Below are 15,256 nucleotides of genomic sequence, written 5' to 3'. Positions count from 1 at the left end.
ACTAATTCACAACAAGAATGGGTTTGAAACCTTTCAATTGCCCATCTAATATTCTGTCTTGAATCCCTGACTTTCATGCTCACTGATGAAACAGGGTTTTCTTGATTTCGCGAACAAACAAAACAACCGGGGAATATCATGCAAAAGCAGACTTTGAAGCAACTCGCGTTGGTCGCCGCCATCGCCGCCCTCAGCTCCGTTGCACAAGCCGATGTTGGCAAGACTACCGCCTATGCAGAGGCAGTTACCGCAGAATCCGTCGTGAAAAACAGCTTCGGCGAATGCTGGCGCACTGGCACCTGGACCAAGGAACAAGCCGTGGTAGAAGGCTGTGATGGTTATGTGAAGCCTGCTCCGGCCCCGGCTCCGGTTGCCGCAGCACCGGCCCCTGCGCCCGCACCGGCTCCTGCTCCGGCACCCGCACCGGCACCTGCTCCGAAGAAATTCACCCTGAAAGCCGGCGTGCTGTTTGATTTCGACAAGGCCACCCTGACTGCGCAAGGCAAGAGCGATCTGGACATTCTGTACTCGGACATCCAGGCCGCCAACCCGCAAGACAAAGCCATCACGGTAGTTGGCTACACCGACCGCATGGGCAGCGAAGCCTATAACCAGAAACTGTCCCAGGCTCGCGCCCAAACCGTTGCCGACTACCTGAACGGCAAGGGCATTGCCGGCAACATCATCAAGGCCGAAGGCCGTGGCGAAAGCGATCCCGTTACCGGCAACACCTGCGACAAGGTCAAGCCGCGCGCCAAGCTGATCAACTGCCTGGAACCGGATCGTCGTGTTGAGCTGCTGGTTACCGGCCTGATTCCGGTCAAGAAGTAATTAAGCCATCTGGCTGCTACATCATGCCGCCCGTACCGGGCGGCATTTTTGTTGCATCCTGAAATATCAAATGGCCGGTCGCCCGGCCATTTCCATTTCACACGAATGCCATTCAGGGTCGTTCGACCAGCATCGCCACCCCCATACCGCCACCAATACAGAGCGTGGCCAGGCCTTTTTTGGCATCACGCCGCTGCATTTCATGCAGCAGGGTTACCAGAATGCGACACCCGGAAGCACCGATCGGGTGACCCAAGGCAATCGCTCCACCATTGACATTGACGATATCCATATTCCATTGCAACTCGCGCGCCACACCCAAGGCTTGAGCGGCAAACGCTTCATTGCCTTCGATCAGATCCAGGTCATCAATCGCCCAGCCTGCACGCGCCAGCACTTTTCTGGTAGCCGGCACTGGCCCGATACCCATGATGGTCGGATCCACACCCGATGAAGCCGCAGCACGAATGACGGCCATCGGCTGCAAACCCAGTGATTTTGCCTTTTCCGCCGTCATCAGCATCACAGCCGCTGCACCATCATTGATACCGGAGGCATTGCCGGCCGTGACACTGCCTTCCTTATCAAAAGCAGGTCGCAACTTGGCCAAGCCTTCTGCCGTGGCATCAGCCTTGATGAACTCATCCGCATCAAATACCAGTGGATCACCTTTTTTCTGAGGGATCAGCACCGGCACGATTTCATCCTTGAAGCGACCCGCCGCGCGTGCTGCAGAGGCTTTCTGCTGGGAAGCAAGCGCCAGCGCATCCTGCTCCTGCCGACTGATGCCATATTTTTTGGCAACATTCTCAGCCGTCACCCCCATGTGATACTGGTTGTAAACATCGGTTAGTCCGTCGTAGACCATGCTGTCGATCAGCGTGCCATTACCCATGCGAATGCCATCGCGACTATTGTTCAAGAGATGCGGTGCCGCGCTCATGTTTTCCTGGCCACCTGCGATCACGATTTCGCTCTCTCCCGAGAGAATCGCCTGCATACCCAGCGCCACCGCCTTGAGCCCAGAGCCACAGACCTGGTTGATGGTGAGTGCCGGGATTGCATCCGGCAGCCCGGCCCGGCGCAATGCCTGACGCGCCGGGTTTTGCCCCAACCCTGCAGTAAGCACATTACCCAGGATGACTTCACTGACAGCCTCCGCTGCCACGCTGGTCTTGGCCAGCAACGCCCGGATGACCGTCGCACCAAGTTCCGGCGCAGGAATTTTTGCCAGAGAACCACCAAAGCTGCCCAATGCAGTACGGCAAGCCGCCACAATCACGATTTCTGTCATGCCATGTCTCCCTATTTGGATATGCTATTGCCTTGTCATGCCGGATCAACCCGGCATGAAAATCAACCAAGTCGCTCTTTCACATAGCGCCCCGGAGCCGGCTCGATCGGCTTGAATGCAGCACTGCCATGCGTCTTGGGCGCAGCCAGCTGCTTGCCGGATTGCGGTGCCAGCCAGGCGGTCCAGTCCTGCCACCAGCTGCCTGGGCGCGATTCAGCCGTTTCGAACCAGCTGTCGGCATCCAGCGAAACATCCTCGTTCACCCAATAATTACGCTTGTTGGCTGAAACAGGATTGATGGCACCGGCAATATGCCCTGAAGCGCCGAGAACAAAACGCACCGGCCCGCTGAAGATCTTGGTGGTCTGAAATGCCGATTTCCACGGCACGATATGGTCTTCCCGGGCGGCAAAAATATACGTCGGCAGATCCACCGTAGTGAGATCAATCGGCACCCCGCACAGGGAGAACGAGTTCGGCTTGACCAGATTGTTTTCCAGATACATGTTTCGCAGGAAAAAGGTATGCATCGGCAGCGCCAGATTGGCCGGATCGTTGTTCCAGTACAGCAAATCGAACGGCGGCGGGGTTTTGCCTTTCAGATAATTGTTGACCACGTAGTTCCAGATCAGGTCATTGGCACGCAGTGCAGCAAATACCCGGGCCAGCTCCTTGCCGGAAACAACCCCGCCTGCCTGCAACTGCGCCTCGCGGTTTTTCACCAGATTCGGATCGACAAAATGCTTGATGTCTCCCGGATCGGAATGATCCAGCATCACCGTCATCAGCGTGATTGATTCAAACCAGTCGAGCCCACGCGCCTGCATCACCGGTATCGTGGTGGAAACGATTTCTCCACCGATACAGAACGACAGCACATTCATCTTTTCGACTCGTCTGATTTTGCGCACCACTTCGGCAGCAGTCAGGACACCTCGCTCGATATAGTCATCCCATTCAAGGTTGCTGATTTCCGGAGTCACCGATTTCCAGGAAATCAGAAAAGTGGTGAATCCCTGGCTGACGATATAGGCCATCATCGAATTTTGCGGCTGCAAATCCATGATGTAGTACTTGTTGACGCAAGGCGGCACCACCAGCAATGGGGCTTCATAAACCTTGTCTGTCGATGGCGTGTACTGGATCAACTGGAACAGCTCGTTTTCAAAAACCACCTGTCCCGGCGTGATGGCAAGATTCTGCCCCACCTCGAAATGGGTTTCGTCCGTCATTGTGATCGTGCCACGCTGCAGATCATCGACCAGTTTCTTCATGCCTTCGACCAGGCTTTCCCCCTTGGTTTCCGCCGCAAGCTTCATCACTTCCGGATTGGTAAAGGCAAAATTGGCCGGGCTGATGGCATCGATAAACTGACGGGCAAAGAACGCGGTCTTTTCCTTGGTGGCCTCATCGGCATTGGCCGATTCAACCATTTTCATAAGCCAGGTAGAGGTCAGGAGATAATTCTGGCGAATATAGTCGAACCACGGCTCTTCCCACTCCGGTGCATTGAAGCGACGATCGTTTTTTTCCGGCAAGACAACAGTATTCTTCTCCTTGGCGCCGATAAAGCCCATCCAGAGATCCAGATGTTGTCGATAATATTCGCCATGCTGGGCCAGCCATTCCGACTGATTCTGCGATAGATGCGTCAGCGCTTCATGCATCGAGCTGGCATGCTGTGCTGGCAGCATGGCGGGTGACAGCGAATTGACCCAATTTTGAATCCATTGTCGGTTGGCCTCGGTTAACTGCTGAAAAAACTGATCGATGACGGGATTTTGCTGCACGTTTTCACTCCGGGGTCAGGGGTATTCAGACAGACACGAAATCCATTCTAGCAACGGTTTTTTTGCTTTGCCGGTGAGGATGGGCAAATTCTTCACGTTGCAAAAACCTTGACTATCCCGACAGATTGAACCGCCAAGAGATTGCAGCCCGATGACAAAACGCAGCCAGCTTTGCCCGCTTCCCTCCTCGAATGGCGGCGATACACAGCCTATGCCGCGAGATGCAAACCCGCTTCGCTGACAAGAAACAAGAGCAGGCGTGTCAGCGCGCAGCAACCATATAAAGTCGTTTATTCAAAAATGTGCCGTACCTGTTGATTTGCATGACATTTCGACCATGCCTGCGTAAAATTGAACTATCTTGATGTTATTCAGCGCCCAGGCTGGAGAATCGACCATGCGAAAAGCCCTGATCCTCTTTTGCTCGTTACTTGCCGCAATCAGTTTGACGAGCATGTCGGTATCCTACGCCGCCACGGCGCAAACCCAGTCCGGCAAGTCACGCACGACCGTGGTCAAGAAAGCCACGCCGAAAAAGGCTGTCGCCAAAAAGGCGGTTTCCAGCAAGAAAAAAACGGTTGCAAGCAAACGCAGCAAGAATGTTGCCAACCGTGCAATTGCCAATGCCAGAAAAGGCATCCAGCTGGAACGCGCCTCCGCGCGTGCCACAACGCTAGCACACCCCGGCGTGCAATCCTCGGCAGCCCTGGTACTCAACCAGCTCACCGGCGAAGTGATTTACGAGAAAAATGCCGATGAATCCACTCCGATTGCCTCGATCACCAAGCTGATGACGGCAATGGTGGTACTGGATGCCAAACTGCCACTCAATGAGTTGATCTCGATCTCGCGCGAGGACATCGATACGCTGAAAGGCACGACTTCGCGACTGGCTCCAGGTTTGACGCTCACCCGTGGCGAAATGTTGCTGCTGGCATTGATGTCATCAGAAAACCGTGCTGCTTCTGCCCTCGCCCGGCATTATCCGGGTGGACGCGATGCCTTTATTCATGCCATGAACGCCAAGGCGATCAGCTTGGGTATGCGTCACTCACGTTTTCATGATGCCACCGGCCTGAATCCCGAGAATGTTTCCACGCCACGCGAACTGGCAATGATGGTACAGGCCGCACGGGCCTACCCCGAGATTCATCAATTCTCCACCGCCAGCGAATACCTGTTCACCTCCAACCTCAGCCGACGCGAGATGGCATTCCGCAATACCAATCCATTGGTAAAGCAGGATGACTGGGAAATCGGGTTATCCAAAACCGGCTACATCAATGAAGCCGGACGCTGCCTGGTGATGCAGGCCAGAATCAGCGACACCCCGGTTGTGATCGTTCTGATGGATTCCAACGGCAAATACACGCGCATTGGCGATGCGCAGCGGGTGCGCAAGTGGCTGGAAACCAGTACCGTCGCGGGGCTACGCGCAGGTTAAGACTTGCTCATGATCCATGGTCTTACAGCAAGGCACTGATCATTATTCATACGCTGCTCGTCACCCAGCCAAGGTCTCTCAGTGCAGACATGGAACAGGTTTCAACCCACAGACTTGTGGGTTGATAGTCTGCAAATTGCCGCTATTTCTTGCTCAGGCGGCAAGTATTGATACCCAATGGCCTGTAGAGCGGACAAAAACCAAACACACCGGTTGCCAGGGGGATCAGGCCCAACCAGCCCCAGCCACCTATTACGCCGCCGGCTGTCAGTGCCAGCAATACCAGTCCGGCAATGATTCTGGCCAGCCGATCCAAGCCACCTACATTCTTGTCAAACATGGCGGTACTCCTTTGGGTCCGTGAGCAACCAAACTATGATGTTTGAAATTATGATTCAATATAATATAGTTTAATTACTCTACTCCCGATCTCCCGCCATGCCGGACATTAAAACCTCAGACATGCGACAAGCGGCAGGTGAAGCCACCGCACTGCTAAAAGCGCTTGCCAATGAAGACCGTCTGCTTCTGCTGTGCCAGATGGTGGAAGGAGAAAAATGCGTTTCCGATTTCGAAACGCTGCTGGATATTCGCCAGCCCACGCTGTCGCAACAATTGGGGGTTTTGCGCAATGAAGGGCTGGTTCATACGCGCCGGGAAGGCAAGCGCATCTATTACAGCCTGGCAAGTCCGCAGGCATTGAAGATACTCAGCACGCTCTACGGCATGTATTGCCCGGTTCCGCAGGCAACAGACTGTGCAGATCAGCCAGATCTCAATCAACCTGCGTAGCATCAACCGGCCCGGACTTCCGCCAAAGAACCTGTTTACGATCTGTCGCGAAAGACCGTCAGCAGGGTGAAAAGCAGCGCAAAAACCGCAATGTACAGGGAGTACATGAGGACGCCCCGAAGGAAGCACCTTTTCGGTGTTTTGAGCAGCGCATGAGCCCTGATCACGGTCTCGCAGCAAGATCTGGAACAGATTCTAAGATGTCGGCTCAAAAGCCCAACGCGCGGGCGCCCTGATAGAACAGAAAACATAGCAGCCACGCCAGGCCAAGCGACCAGAATACGGAGAGCGCTGCGAACGCCAGACTACCGGCCTCCTTGCGCAGGGTGGCAATGGCCGAAACACACGGAATATAGGTCAGGGTAAACAGCATGAAGCTATAGGCCGATACGCCATCAAGCGCTCCGGCCAGATGCTGTGCCAGCGCCGCGCCCTCCTGCCCGACGATCACGGACAACGCGCCCAGCACAATCTCCTTGGCCACGAAACCGAACAACAAGGCAATGGAAAGCTCGGCCTGAATGCCAATCGGCGACAATACCGGCTGGAAAAAATCGGCGATCGTGCCAGCAAAACTGGCCTGTTCGCTCGGATAATGGGTTAGCAGCCATACCAGGGCAACACCCGTGACGATCATGGTCGAAGCCAGCTTCAGGAACTCTCGGGTCTCCCCCCAGCCACGACGCCAGACATGTGCCAGAATCGGCAAGCGGTATGGTGGCAATTCGAGCGCAAACGGCTCGCGCGAAGGAAAATATTTCCGAAAGAACAATGCGGTCCCGAGGGCAATACCAATGCTGGCCAGATACAGCGAGAGCAATACCCAAGGTGCACGGGTCGGACTGAACAGCGCGCCGGCCAGGAACAGGAAAATCTGCAGACGGGCCGTGCACAATGAAAATGGAATCACCAGCATGGTCAGCAATCGCGCCCGATAATCGCGGATGACCCGCGTCCCCATCAAGGCCGGCACATTGCAGCCAAAACCCATCATCAACATGACAAAGCCGCGTCCATCCAGACCGATGCGGCTCATCAGGCCATCCATCATGAAGGCCGCCCGCGAGAAATAGCCGGAATCCTCGATCACTGCCATCAACGAAAAAAACAGGAAGATGATGGGCGCAAAAGTCAGCACCGTACTGACGCCATCAAAGACACCCCCGACCAGAAATCCTGCCAGAAACGTCGGCCAATCAGCCACCAACGGCTCCAGCCACGCCGACTTCATTTCACTCAGCAAATACTCCAGCCCATCCTGCAGCGGACTGCCGATTGCATAAGTAAGCTGGAACAGGCAAAACATCATCAGTAAGAAGATGGGCAAACCGGCAAGCGGATGCAGAATCCAGCGATCCAGTTTTTCCGTCGGGCCTGCCGGCAGGACTGCCGGCTTGTTGACATGGTTGGCAAACAGAATGGCTTCGGCCGCATGCCAATCCGCATTGGCGGTCAGCGTCGAAAAGTCGGCACGATGCGGCTTGCTGGTCTGCAGCCATTGCGCCAGTTTCCGGTTGAATTCAGGCATACCTTCGCCGTGCTTGGCACAAGCCGCCTGCACCGGGCACCCCAGCTCGGAGGCCAAGCCATCGACATCAATACGAATGCCGGCTGCACGCGCCTCATCGGCCATGTTCAACAGCACGAACAGGGAAACCCCCAAGGCCTTCAATTGCAAGGCCAGCGCCAGCTGTCGATCCAGCTGCATGGCATTGAGCACCAGCACCACCGCATCCAGATCGCTTTCGGCCAGAAAAGCGTGCGTCAGCCGCTCGTCTTCCGCACCACCCTCCAGATCATAGATGCCGGGCAAATCAGCCACATGCACCAGAAAACCACCCAACGGAATGCGGCCCGTCGTGATATCAACGGTCAGCCCAGGCCAATTGGCAACACGTGCGGTGCCCCCGGTCAGCCGGTTGAACAAGGTGGATTTGCCGGTATTGGGCATGCCAACCAGAGCAATTTTTTTCATCAGGATCAGTTATGCAGAATTTCGACGTCAATCTGGCAAGCAGCATCGGCTCGCAGCATGAATTCGGTAGTACCGACACGCACTTGTAGCGGGCCGCCCAACCAACCGCGCCGAATGACCAACACCTCGCGATCCGGGCGCAATCCCAGTGCGGTCAAGCGCTGGGCCAACTCCGGATCGACACGCAAATTGCAGATACGGGCAGGTTGTAACAGGGGCAGATCAACAAGGGTAGGCATGACGCGAGTCGCATCGCAGGATAATTGTTCTTGCCGGGATGATGGGTGAACGCTACTGCCCGGTCAATGCCGTTGCGGCATGGAGTTGACAGCCATCACGCCAAAACCATGTGAAAGATATGGTTTTGGCGTAATGCAGCCGTTTCACTTGCGATCGATGGCACGCCAGCCAATATCATGGCGGAACTGCATGCCATTGAAATGGATGCCGGCCAGAATATCGTAGGCACGTTTCTGAGCCACCTTGAAATTCTCGCCAAATGCAGTCACGCACAATACCCGACCGCCCGAGGTGACCGGCTTGCCTTCGGCATTCAGGGTTGTTCCGGCATGAAAGACATGACCGTCCTCCAGTTTTCCGGGCAGACCTTCGATCACATCACCCTTTTGCGGGGTTTCCGGATAATTGGCGGCAGCCATTACCACACCCAGCGCGGCACGACGATCCCATTGCGCCTCAACCTGATCCAGCTTGCCATCGATGCCGGCTTCCAGCAGGGCCACGAAATCGGACTTAAGCCGCAGCATGATGGGCTGGGTTTCCGGATCACCAAAGCGGCAATTGAACTCGATCACTTTGGGCGCGCCGGTTTCGTCAATCATCAGACCGGCATACAGGAAACCGGTATAGACCGTGCCATCCCTGCGCATGCCTTCTACAGTCGGCAGAATGATTTCGCGCATCACGCGCGCATGCACATCCGGCGTTACCACGGGGGCGGGGCTGTAGGCACCCATGCCACCGGTGTTCGGGCCCTTGTCGGCATCGAGCAGACGCTTGTGATCCTGCGATGTCGCCATCGGCAGCACATTCTTGCCATCGACCATGACAATAAAGCTGGCCTCTTCGCCATCGAGGAATTCCTCGACCACCACGCGCGCGCCGGCATCGCCAAAGCGGTTGCCTTCGAGCATGTCATCGATGGCTGCATGCGCTTCGTCCAGCGTCATTGCCACGATCACGCCCTTGCCTGCCGCCAGGCCATCAGCCTTGATCACGATCGGTGCGCCATTGGCGTCGATATATTCGTGTGCAAGCTTGGCATCCGAAAAGGTCTGATAACTGGCCGTCGGAATGTTGTGGCGCGCCAGAAAATCCTTGGCGAATCCCTTCGACCATTCCAGCTGAGCCGCAGCACGGGTCGGCCCGAAAATGCGCAGGCCCTCGGAGCGGAACGCATCGACAATGCCCTGCGACAACGGCGCTTCCGGCCCAACCACGGTAAAGGCGATGTTTTCACGCCTGGCGAACTCGATGAGTTCCGGAATCGCCGTGATATCGACATTGGTGAGTCCGGGCTCCAGCGCCGTACCGGCGTTACCGGGTGCCACGAAGACCTTGCTTGCACGTTCGGACTGCAGGATCTTCCACGCCAGTGCGTGCTCACGCCCGCCGGAACCGATTACGAGAATGTTCATTTTGACCCCATGTGAGGAGTTAGGGGTGAGGGGTGAGGTGTAAACGCTCAACCTCTCACCGAAATGATCGAAACAAGAAAAAGCACAAGGTTTTGGGCTTTACCCCTCACACCTTACACCTCACTCCTCACCGTCACTTAGTGGCGGAAATGGCGCACGCCGGTAAACACCATGGCAATGCCGTGTTCGTCCGCGGCTGCGATGACTTCTTCATCGCGCACCGAACCGCCCGGCTGGATGATGGCCGACACACCGTTTTCAGCGATCACGTCCACACCGTCGCGGAACGGGAAGAATGCATCCGACGCGCAAACGGAACCACGCAGATCGAGTCCGGCTCCCTTGGCCTTGATGGCGGCAATCTTGGTGGAGTCAACACGGCTCATCTGGCCTGCGCCGATACCCAGCGTCTGCCCCTTGCCACAGAAGACGATGGCATTCGACTTGACGTACTTGGCCACATTCCAGGCAAACAGCAGATCATTGAGTTGCGCCTCGGACGGCTGCAACTTGGTCACCACCTTCAGGTCTGCAAGCTTGAGGATGTGCGAATCCGGGGTCTGCACCAGCAGGCCGCCGCCGACACGCTTCACATCAAAGCGGTTGGCGCCAGTTTCGACCGGCACTTCCAGTACGCGCACATTCTGCTTCTTGGCCAGCAAGGCCAGCGCTGCCGGAGTATAGGCCGGTGCGATCAGCACTTCGAGGAACTGCTTGGCCACCGCTTCCACAGTATCTTCGTCAACGACCTTGTTGAAGGCAATGATGCCGCCAAAAGCCGAGGTGGTATCGGTGGCAAAGGCCAGGCGATAGGCACTGTAGCTATCCTCGGCCACGGCCACACCGCACGGGTTGGCGTGCTTGACGATCACACAGGCCGGCTGTTCGAACTGCTTGACGCATTCCCAGGCCGCATCGGCATCGGCGATATTGTTGTAGCTGAGTTCCTTGCCCTGATATTGCTTGTAGCTGGAGAGACTGCCCGGTGCCGGATCAAGATCGCGATAGAACGCTGCGGACTGGTGCGGGTTTTCGCCGTAGCGCATGTCCTGCACCTTGACGAACTGCAGGTTGAGGCGCTTCGGGTAGGCCTGTTTTTCGCCATCGTCCGACAAGGCAGTGAGGTAATTGGAAATCGCGCCATCGTAGGCTGCCGTATGGCTGAATGCCTTCTTGGCCAGTTCACGCCGGGTTGCCAGCGTCAGCGCCCCATCGTTGGTCTTCATTTCTTCGATCAAGGGCTGGTAGTCGGCGGCATCGGTGACGATCGCGACGTGGGCATGATTCTTGGCGGCGGAACGCACCATGGCCGGGCCGCCGATATCGATATTCTCGATTGCATCATCGAAGCTGCAATCGGGCTTGGCAATGGTGGCTTCGAACGGATAGAGATTCACGCACACCAGATCGATATTGCCAATGCCATGCTCGGCCATCTTGGCTACGTGGCTGGGCAGATCACGCCGACCCAGAATGCCGCCGTGAATCTTCGGATGCAAGGTTTTCACCCGGCCATCGAGCATTTCCGGGAAGCCGGTGTAATCTGCCACCTCGATCACGGGAATTTTTTTCTCGGCCAGCAGTTTGGCCGTACCGCCCGTAGACAGGATTTCGACACCGGCATCGGCCAGTGCCTGTGCAAATTCAACGACGCCAGTCTTGTCGGAAACACTGATCAGCGCACGGGTAATCTTGCTCATTGCTTGTTCCATTCAGTTCAATAATCAGGGGCAGAAAGTACGGGAAAACACTTATCACCTGTCTTCCCGCAGGGATTCTACAGCATGCCGTAGGTTTGCAATTTCTTGCGCAGGGTATTGCGATTGATGCCGAGCATATCCGCTGCCTTGGTCTGGTTGCCCTCTACGCGTCTGAGCACGGCCAGCAGCAAGGGCTTTTCCACCCGCGCCAGCACCATGTCATACAGTGCACCGGGCGCCTCACCATCCAGATCATGGAAATATTGCTCCAGTGCGAGATCGATTGCGATCGCAACCTGATCACACGCATTGTTCATGATGTACTCCTTTTGATATTTGTTCTTGGCAAGGAAGCTGTTCCCCGCCCGGCCCGGTGGCAAGCCCGTCAAAATAATTACTTACGGCACGAAACTGTGCGGCAGTCGTATCCAGTTCATACATGCTGCTGCGAAATTCATTGCTGCCGGGCAAGCCGCGTGTGGTCCAGGCCACATGCTTGCGTGCAATCCGGCAGCCGGAATATTCGCCATAGAAGTCATACAGCGTCTGCAGATGCTCCAGCAGCACACCACGAATCTCTCCCAATCCGGGAGGCGGCAGTTTTTCGCCTGTTGCCAGATAATGCGCGATTTCGCGAAACAGCCAGGGACGCCCCTGCGCGGCGCGGCCGATCATGATCGCGTCAGCACCGGTCTGCGCCAGAACTTCCCTGGCCTTATGCGGACTGTCGATATCTCCGTTGGCGATCACCGGGATACTGATCGACTGCTTGACTTCGCGAATGAGGTCATAGCGAGCTTGGCCGTTGTACATATCCTCGCGCGTTCGGCCATGGACCGCCAGTGCGGCAATCCCGTGCTTCTCGGCCAGCTTGGCCACGCGCAGGATGTTTTCCTCGCCGTTGCGAAAACCCAGCCGGGTTTTCAGCGTCACCGGCACATCGACCGCCTTGACCACCGCATCGAGAATGCGCGCAACCAGGGATTCATCCTGCAGCAAGGCGGAGCCCGCCAGCTTGTTGCAGACCTTCTTGGCCGGGCAGCCCATGTTGATATCGATAATCTGCGCGCCAGCCTCAACGTTGTAACGCGCTGCTGCGGCAAGTTCCTGCGGGTCGGACCCAGCAATCTGCACGGCAATCGGCGCAGTCTCGCCATCGAAATCGCTGCGACGCAAGGTCTTTTTCGATAAGCGCAGCGATTTGTCCGCCGTGATCATTTCCGACACGGCATGGCCAGCCCCGAAACGCCGGCACAGCATGCGAAACGGCCTGTCCGTCACGCCCGCCATGGGCGCCACAATCAGGTTATTGGCAAGCTGGTAGGGGCCGATTTGCATGGTCTGTAACGGGGGGTCTTCCTGAAAAGGGCGCGAATTGTAACGCCTGCCTAATTTTTAGGCAATTAAATTCAGTCCGGCGTATTTTGTGCTCGCATCCTGTCGCTTTCTGGTCTATGGCTTGCTGCACTCATTCGGGCTTGGCGATTTCGCCTTCCAGCATGGGTACATCCTCGCCATCCTCAAGCCGGACCTGCTCGATCTCGCTGAAGCGACGCGAGATCTTCTCGCTGGTGATGCTGACTTGCTGGACATCATCGTGCGCCTGGCGAATATGCGTAGCGAGCTTTTTCATGCGGTCGTCGAAACGACTGAATTCCTGGCTCAGCTTGCCCAGCGCTTCCTTGATGATGTGAACCTGGCGCCGGGTTTCCACATCCTTGATCACAGCGCGCGCAGTATTGAGCACGGCCATCAGCGTGGTAGGTGAAACAATCCACACGCGACGATTGAGCGCATGCTGCACCAGTTCCGGATGGTAGGCGTGAATCTCGGCAAATACAGCCTCAGCCGGGATGAACATCACCGCGCCATCGGCGGTGACATTGGGCAGGATGTATTTACTGGAAATATCGTCGATATGCTTCTTCACATCCGCCTTGAACGCGCGTGTGGCGGCAACCTTGTCCACGGTGGCATCGAACATGCGGTGATAGTTTTCCAGCGGGAATTTTGAATCCACGGCGACAGTGCCGGTCGGCTCGGGCAGCTTGAGCAGACAATCGGCGCGAGCGCCATTGGGCAAGGTGGCCTGGAGCTCGTAGACCTGCTGCGGCAACACATTGCTGACCAGATGTTCGAGCTGCACTTCGCCAAACGCGCCGCGCGAGCGCTTGTCGCCCAGCAACTCCTGCAGGCTGACGACATTGGTCGTCAACCCGTCGATCTTCTTCTGCGCTTCGTCGATGGTGGCAAGCCGTGCCATCACGCTGGCAAACGTCTCGTTGGTTTTCTTGAAGCCCTCATCCAGCCGTTCGCTCACTTTGCCGGAAATCTCAGCCAGACGGTCATCGGCGGTTTTGGTCAGCTCGCCCACGCGCGCGGTCAATTGCTGGGTCGATTGCGTGAGCGCAGTCTGCATCAGCTCCATTTCGCGCTTGGATTGTTCGGCCAGCATTTGCGAGAGCTTCAGCAATACATCCTCGCGCAGCGCATCCTGCTTGCCTCGCAGATCAGCCGAGATATCGGCCAACTGTTTCATGATCTGCTCGCGCGCTTCCGATTGCGCTGCGGTCAGAGCCAAGCGCAAGTTGGAGAGGCTATCCGCCTGCGAGGCCTGCAAGCGCTCCAGCACCGTTCGCGTATCCTTGAGTTCAGTCGCGACACTGGAGCGCTGGCGATCAAAGGCCAGACTCATGCTGTCGCGCAGGCGCTCACCCGAGCGCGATACGGCATCGTGCAGCAGTTCGCCCTGCTGGGTCAGCGCCGCGTGGGTTTTCTCGGTCTGATTGGCCAACCCGCTGTGCAGGTCCGAGAGCATCGCGCGATGCTTGTCCTCCAGCTCCTGCGCCAGCAATTCCAGCGTCTGGCGCTGGGCAGTCGTCAATCCCTGCAGACGCAACACCACCAGCATACCGGTCAGCAATACCAACAGGGTTGTCACCCCAAACAGCAACTCCAGCATTTTGATTACTCCTAGCCAATCGCTTGATTGTAGGCGATGCCGTCATGCCCGCCTATAATCGCAGTCATGAAATCATTCCTCGTATTCCTTCTGACTGGGCTGGTGTGCGCGACATCGGCGCAAGCCGCAGGGCGGCAGGACATGAAGATCCTGCAAAGCACGGTGCGCGACTGGCTCGACCAATCGCTCGCCAATTCACCCGGCACCGCGTCTTACCAGGTAGGCGCGCTGGATCCCAACCTGCACCTGCCTGCCTGCCGCGACATGCAGGTCAGCCTGCCATCCGGTTATCGCCTGCTTGGCCGGACTCAGGTCCGCGTGCAATGCGCGGCCGGTGCCACGTGGGCGGTATCGGTTCCGGTACAGGTGTCGATCCTGGTCAATTATTTTGTTGCGGCACGTCCGCTCGCGGCCAACCAGGAAATCGGCACAGGGGACCTGATGGCACAAGAAGGCGATCTGGCCAATCTGCCAGGCTCAGTCGTACTGGACCCGGGCGTGGCAATCGGTCGCATCCTCAATTCTTCGGTCGCTGCCGGCAATCCGGTACGCCAGGAAATGTTGCGCAGCCCGATCGTGATCCGCCAGAACCAGAAAGTGCGCATCCTGTTCCGTTCAGGCGGGATCGAGATCTTCAACGAAGGCACCGCGCTCAACAACGCCCAGGAAGGTCAGCCGGTGCGAGTCAAGGTCAACAACGGGCAGACCATTCAGGGCCTGGCACGCATGAACGGCGATGTAGAAGTCAGCCAATAATCCCGGATAATTGTGGGCATACATAAGCGTGCGGATAGCGTAAAATTGCGCGTT

Annotated in this window: 15 protein-coding genes; 4 read left to right on the top strand and 11 right to left on the bottom strand. The window is 56.7% G+C overall.

Annotated features, from left to right (window positions below; all coding sequences use genetic code 11):
* Positions 1–138: 138 nt before the first annotated feature.
* Entirely contained in the window at positions 139–831 is a 693-nt protein-coding gene (locus tag AC0KVQ_RS02710; RefSeq protein WP_473419580.1) for an OmpA family protein, read from the top strand.
* 112 nt (positions 832–943) lie between these two features.
* On the opposite strand, the gene AC0KVQ_RS02705 is transcribed toward AC0KVQ_RS02710, so the two are convergent.
* From AC0KVQ_RS02705 to AC0KVQ_RS02695, 3 genes are all read right to left on the bottom strand, one after another.
* Positions 944–2,125 carry an acetyl-CoA C-acetyltransferase gene (locus AC0KVQ_RS02705; RefSeq protein WP_473419579.1) on the bottom strand — a complete coding sequence of 394 codons (1,182 nt, stop codon included), beginning with the start codon at positions 2,123–2,125 and terminating at the stop codon, positions 944–946.
* A gap of 62 nt (positions 2,126–2,187) precedes the next feature.
* On the bottom strand, positions 2,188–3,915 hold the full coding sequence (locus AC0KVQ_RS02700) for a PHA/PHB synthase family protein (RefSeq protein ID WP_473419578.1): 1,728 nt from the start codon (positions 3,913–3,915) through the stop codon (positions 2,188–2,190).
* A 294-nt stretch (positions 3,916–4,209) separates the two neighbouring features.
* Positions 4,210–4,371, bottom strand: coding sequence for a hypothetical protein (locus AC0KVQ_RS02695; protein WP_473419577.1), 162 nt, complete (start codon positions 4,369–4,371; stop codon positions 4,210–4,212).
* Here AC0KVQ_RS02695 and pbpG point away from each other — a divergent pair.
* Complete coding sequence (gene pbpG / locus AC0KVQ_RS02690; protein WP_473419576.1) at positions 4,370–5,359, top strand: D-alanyl-D-alanine endopeptidase; 990 nt, start codon at positions 4,370–4,372, stop codon at positions 5,357–5,359. The genes AC0KVQ_RS02695 and pbpG overlap by 2 nt on opposite strands.
* Before the next feature lie 142 nt (positions 5,360–5,501).
* Here pbpG and AC0KVQ_RS02685 read toward each other — a convergent pair whose 3' ends face one another.
* Positions 5,502–5,699 carry a YgaP family membrane protein gene (locus AC0KVQ_RS02685; RefSeq protein WP_473419575.1) on the bottom strand — a complete coding sequence of 66 codons (198 nt, stop codon included), beginning with the start codon at positions 5,697–5,699 and terminating at the stop codon, positions 5,502–5,504.
* A 98-nt stretch (positions 5,700–5,797) separates the two neighbouring features.
* Here AC0KVQ_RS02685 and AC0KVQ_RS02680 point away from each other — a divergent pair, with 98 nt between their 5' ends.
* Complete coding sequence (locus AC0KVQ_RS02680; protein ID WP_473419574.1) at positions 5,798–6,151, top strand: ArsR/SmtB family transcription factor; 354 nt, start codon at positions 5,798–5,800, stop codon at positions 6,149–6,151.
* 208 nt (positions 6,152–6,359) lie between these two features.
* On the opposite strand, the gene feoB is transcribed toward AC0KVQ_RS02680, so the two are convergent.
* The 7 genes from feoB to AC0KVQ_RS02645 all read right to left on the bottom strand — a co-directional run bounded on the left by feoB (position 6,360) and on the right by AC0KVQ_RS02645 (position 14,446).
* Entirely contained in the window at positions 6,360–8,126 is a 1,767-nt protein-coding gene (gene feoB, locus AC0KVQ_RS02675; RefSeq protein WP_473419572.1) for a ferrous iron transport protein B, read from the bottom strand.
* A 5-nt stretch (positions 8,127–8,131) separates the two neighbouring features.
* Positions 8,132–8,365: a FeoA family protein gene (locus AC0KVQ_RS02670; RefSeq protein WP_473419571.1), complete on the bottom strand. Its 234-nt coding sequence runs from the start codon at positions 8,363–8,365 to the stop codon at positions 8,132–8,134.
* Positions 8,366–8,509: 144 nt separating this feature from the next.
* A complete protein-coding gene (purD, locus tag AC0KVQ_RS02665) occupies positions 8,510–9,784 on the bottom strand; it encodes a phosphoribosylamine--glycine ligase (protein ID WP_473419570.1) in 1,275 nt (424 codons plus the stop codon).
* Positions 9,785–9,921: 137 nt separating this feature from the next.
* Positions 9,922–11,484 (bottom strand): bifunctional phosphoribosylaminoimidazolecarboxamide formyltransferase/IMP cyclohydrolase, encoded by a 1,563-nt coding sequence (gene purH, locus AC0KVQ_RS02660; RefSeq protein ID WP_473419569.1) that lies wholly within the window; start codon positions 11,482–11,484, stop codon positions 9,922–9,924.
* A gap of 77 nt (positions 11,485–11,561) precedes the next feature.
* A complete protein-coding gene (locus tag AC0KVQ_RS02655; protein WP_473419568.1) occupies positions 11,562–11,801 on the bottom strand; it encodes a helix-turn-helix domain-containing protein in 240 nt (79 codons plus the stop codon).
* Complete coding sequence (gene dusB / locus AC0KVQ_RS02650) at positions 11,785–12,822, bottom strand: tRNA dihydrouridine synthase DusB (protein ID WP_473419567.1); 1,038 nt, start codon at positions 12,820–12,822, stop codon at positions 11,785–11,787. Before dusB ends, AC0KVQ_RS02655 begins: the two co-directional genes overlap by 17 nt.
* A gap of 130 nt (positions 12,823–12,952) precedes the next feature.
* Positions 12,953–14,446: a DNA recombination protein RmuC gene (locus tag AC0KVQ_RS02645; RefSeq protein WP_473419566.1), complete on the bottom strand. Its 1,494-nt coding sequence runs from the start codon at positions 14,444–14,446 to the stop codon at positions 12,953–12,955.
* A 66-nt stretch (positions 14,447–14,512) separates the two neighbouring features.
* Between AC0KVQ_RS02645 and flgA the strand changes: the two genes are divergently transcribed.
* Positions 14,513–15,202: a flagellar basal body P-ring formation chaperone FlgA gene (flgA, locus tag AC0KVQ_RS02640; RefSeq protein ID WP_473419565.1), complete on the top strand. Its 690-nt coding sequence runs from the start codon at positions 14,513–14,515 to the stop codon at positions 15,200–15,202.
* Positions 15,203–15,256: the final 54 nt, after the last annotated feature.

It is taken from the genome of Formivibrio sp. oc-25 (assembly GCF_055810895.1).
This window is presented reverse-complemented; position numbering and strand designations above follow the sequence as displayed.

Bases quoted from the DNA above. Each gene is read 5' to 3' on its own strand.
- AC0KVQ_RS02680 (WP_473419574.1), top strand. From the start codon at position 5,798: ATGCCGGACATTAAAACCTCAGACATGCGACAAGCGGCAGGTGAAGCC.
- AC0KVQ_RS02655 (WP_473419568.1), bottom strand. From the start codon at position 11,801: ATGAACAATGCGTGTGATCAGGTTGCGATCGCAATCGATCTCGCACTG.
- feoB (WP_473419572.1), bottom strand. From the start codon at position 8,126: ATGAAAAAAATTGCTCTGGTTGGCATGCCCAATACCGGCAAATCCACC.
- purH (WP_473419569.1), bottom strand. From the start codon at position 11,484: ATGAGCAAGATTACCCGTGCGCTGATCAGTGTTTCCGACAAGACTGGC.
- dusB (WP_473419567.1), bottom strand. From the start codon at position 12,822: ATGCAAATCGGCCCCTACCAGCTTGCCAATAACCTGATTGTGGCGCCC.
- AC0KVQ_RS02695 (WP_473419577.1), bottom strand. From the start codon at position 4,371: ATGCTCGTCAAACTGATTGCGGCAAGTAACGAGCAAAAGAGGATCAGG.
- AC0KVQ_RS02705 (WP_473419579.1), bottom strand. From the start codon at position 2,125: ATGACAGAAATCGTGATTGTGGCGGCTTGCCGTACTGCATTGGGCAGC.
- purD (WP_473419570.1), bottom strand. From the start codon at position 9,784: ATGAACATTCTCGTAATCGGTTCCGGCGGGCGTGAGCACGCACTGGCG.
- pbpG (WP_473419576.1), top strand. From the start codon at position 4,370: ATGTCGGTATCCTACGCCGCCACGGCGCAAACCCAGTCCGGCAAGTCA.
- AC0KVQ_RS02645 (WP_473419566.1), bottom strand. From the start codon at position 14,446: ATGCTGGAGTTGCTGTTTGGGGTGACAACCCTGTTGGTATTGCTGACC.
- AC0KVQ_RS02710 (WP_473419580.1), top strand. From the start codon at position 139: ATGCAAAAGCAGACTTTGAAGCAACTCGCGTTGGTCGCCGCCATCGCC.
- AC0KVQ_RS02685 (WP_473419575.1), bottom strand. From the start codon at position 5,699: ATGTTTGACAAGAATGTAGGTGGCTTGGATCGGCTGGCCAGAATCATT.
- AC0KVQ_RS02670 (WP_473419571.1), bottom strand. From the start codon at position 8,365: ATGCCTACCCTTGTTGATCTGCCCCTGTTACAACCTGCCCGTATCTGC.
- flgA (WP_473419565.1), top strand. From the start codon at position 14,513: ATGAAATCATTCCTCGTATTCCTTCTGACTGGGCTGGTGTGCGCGACA.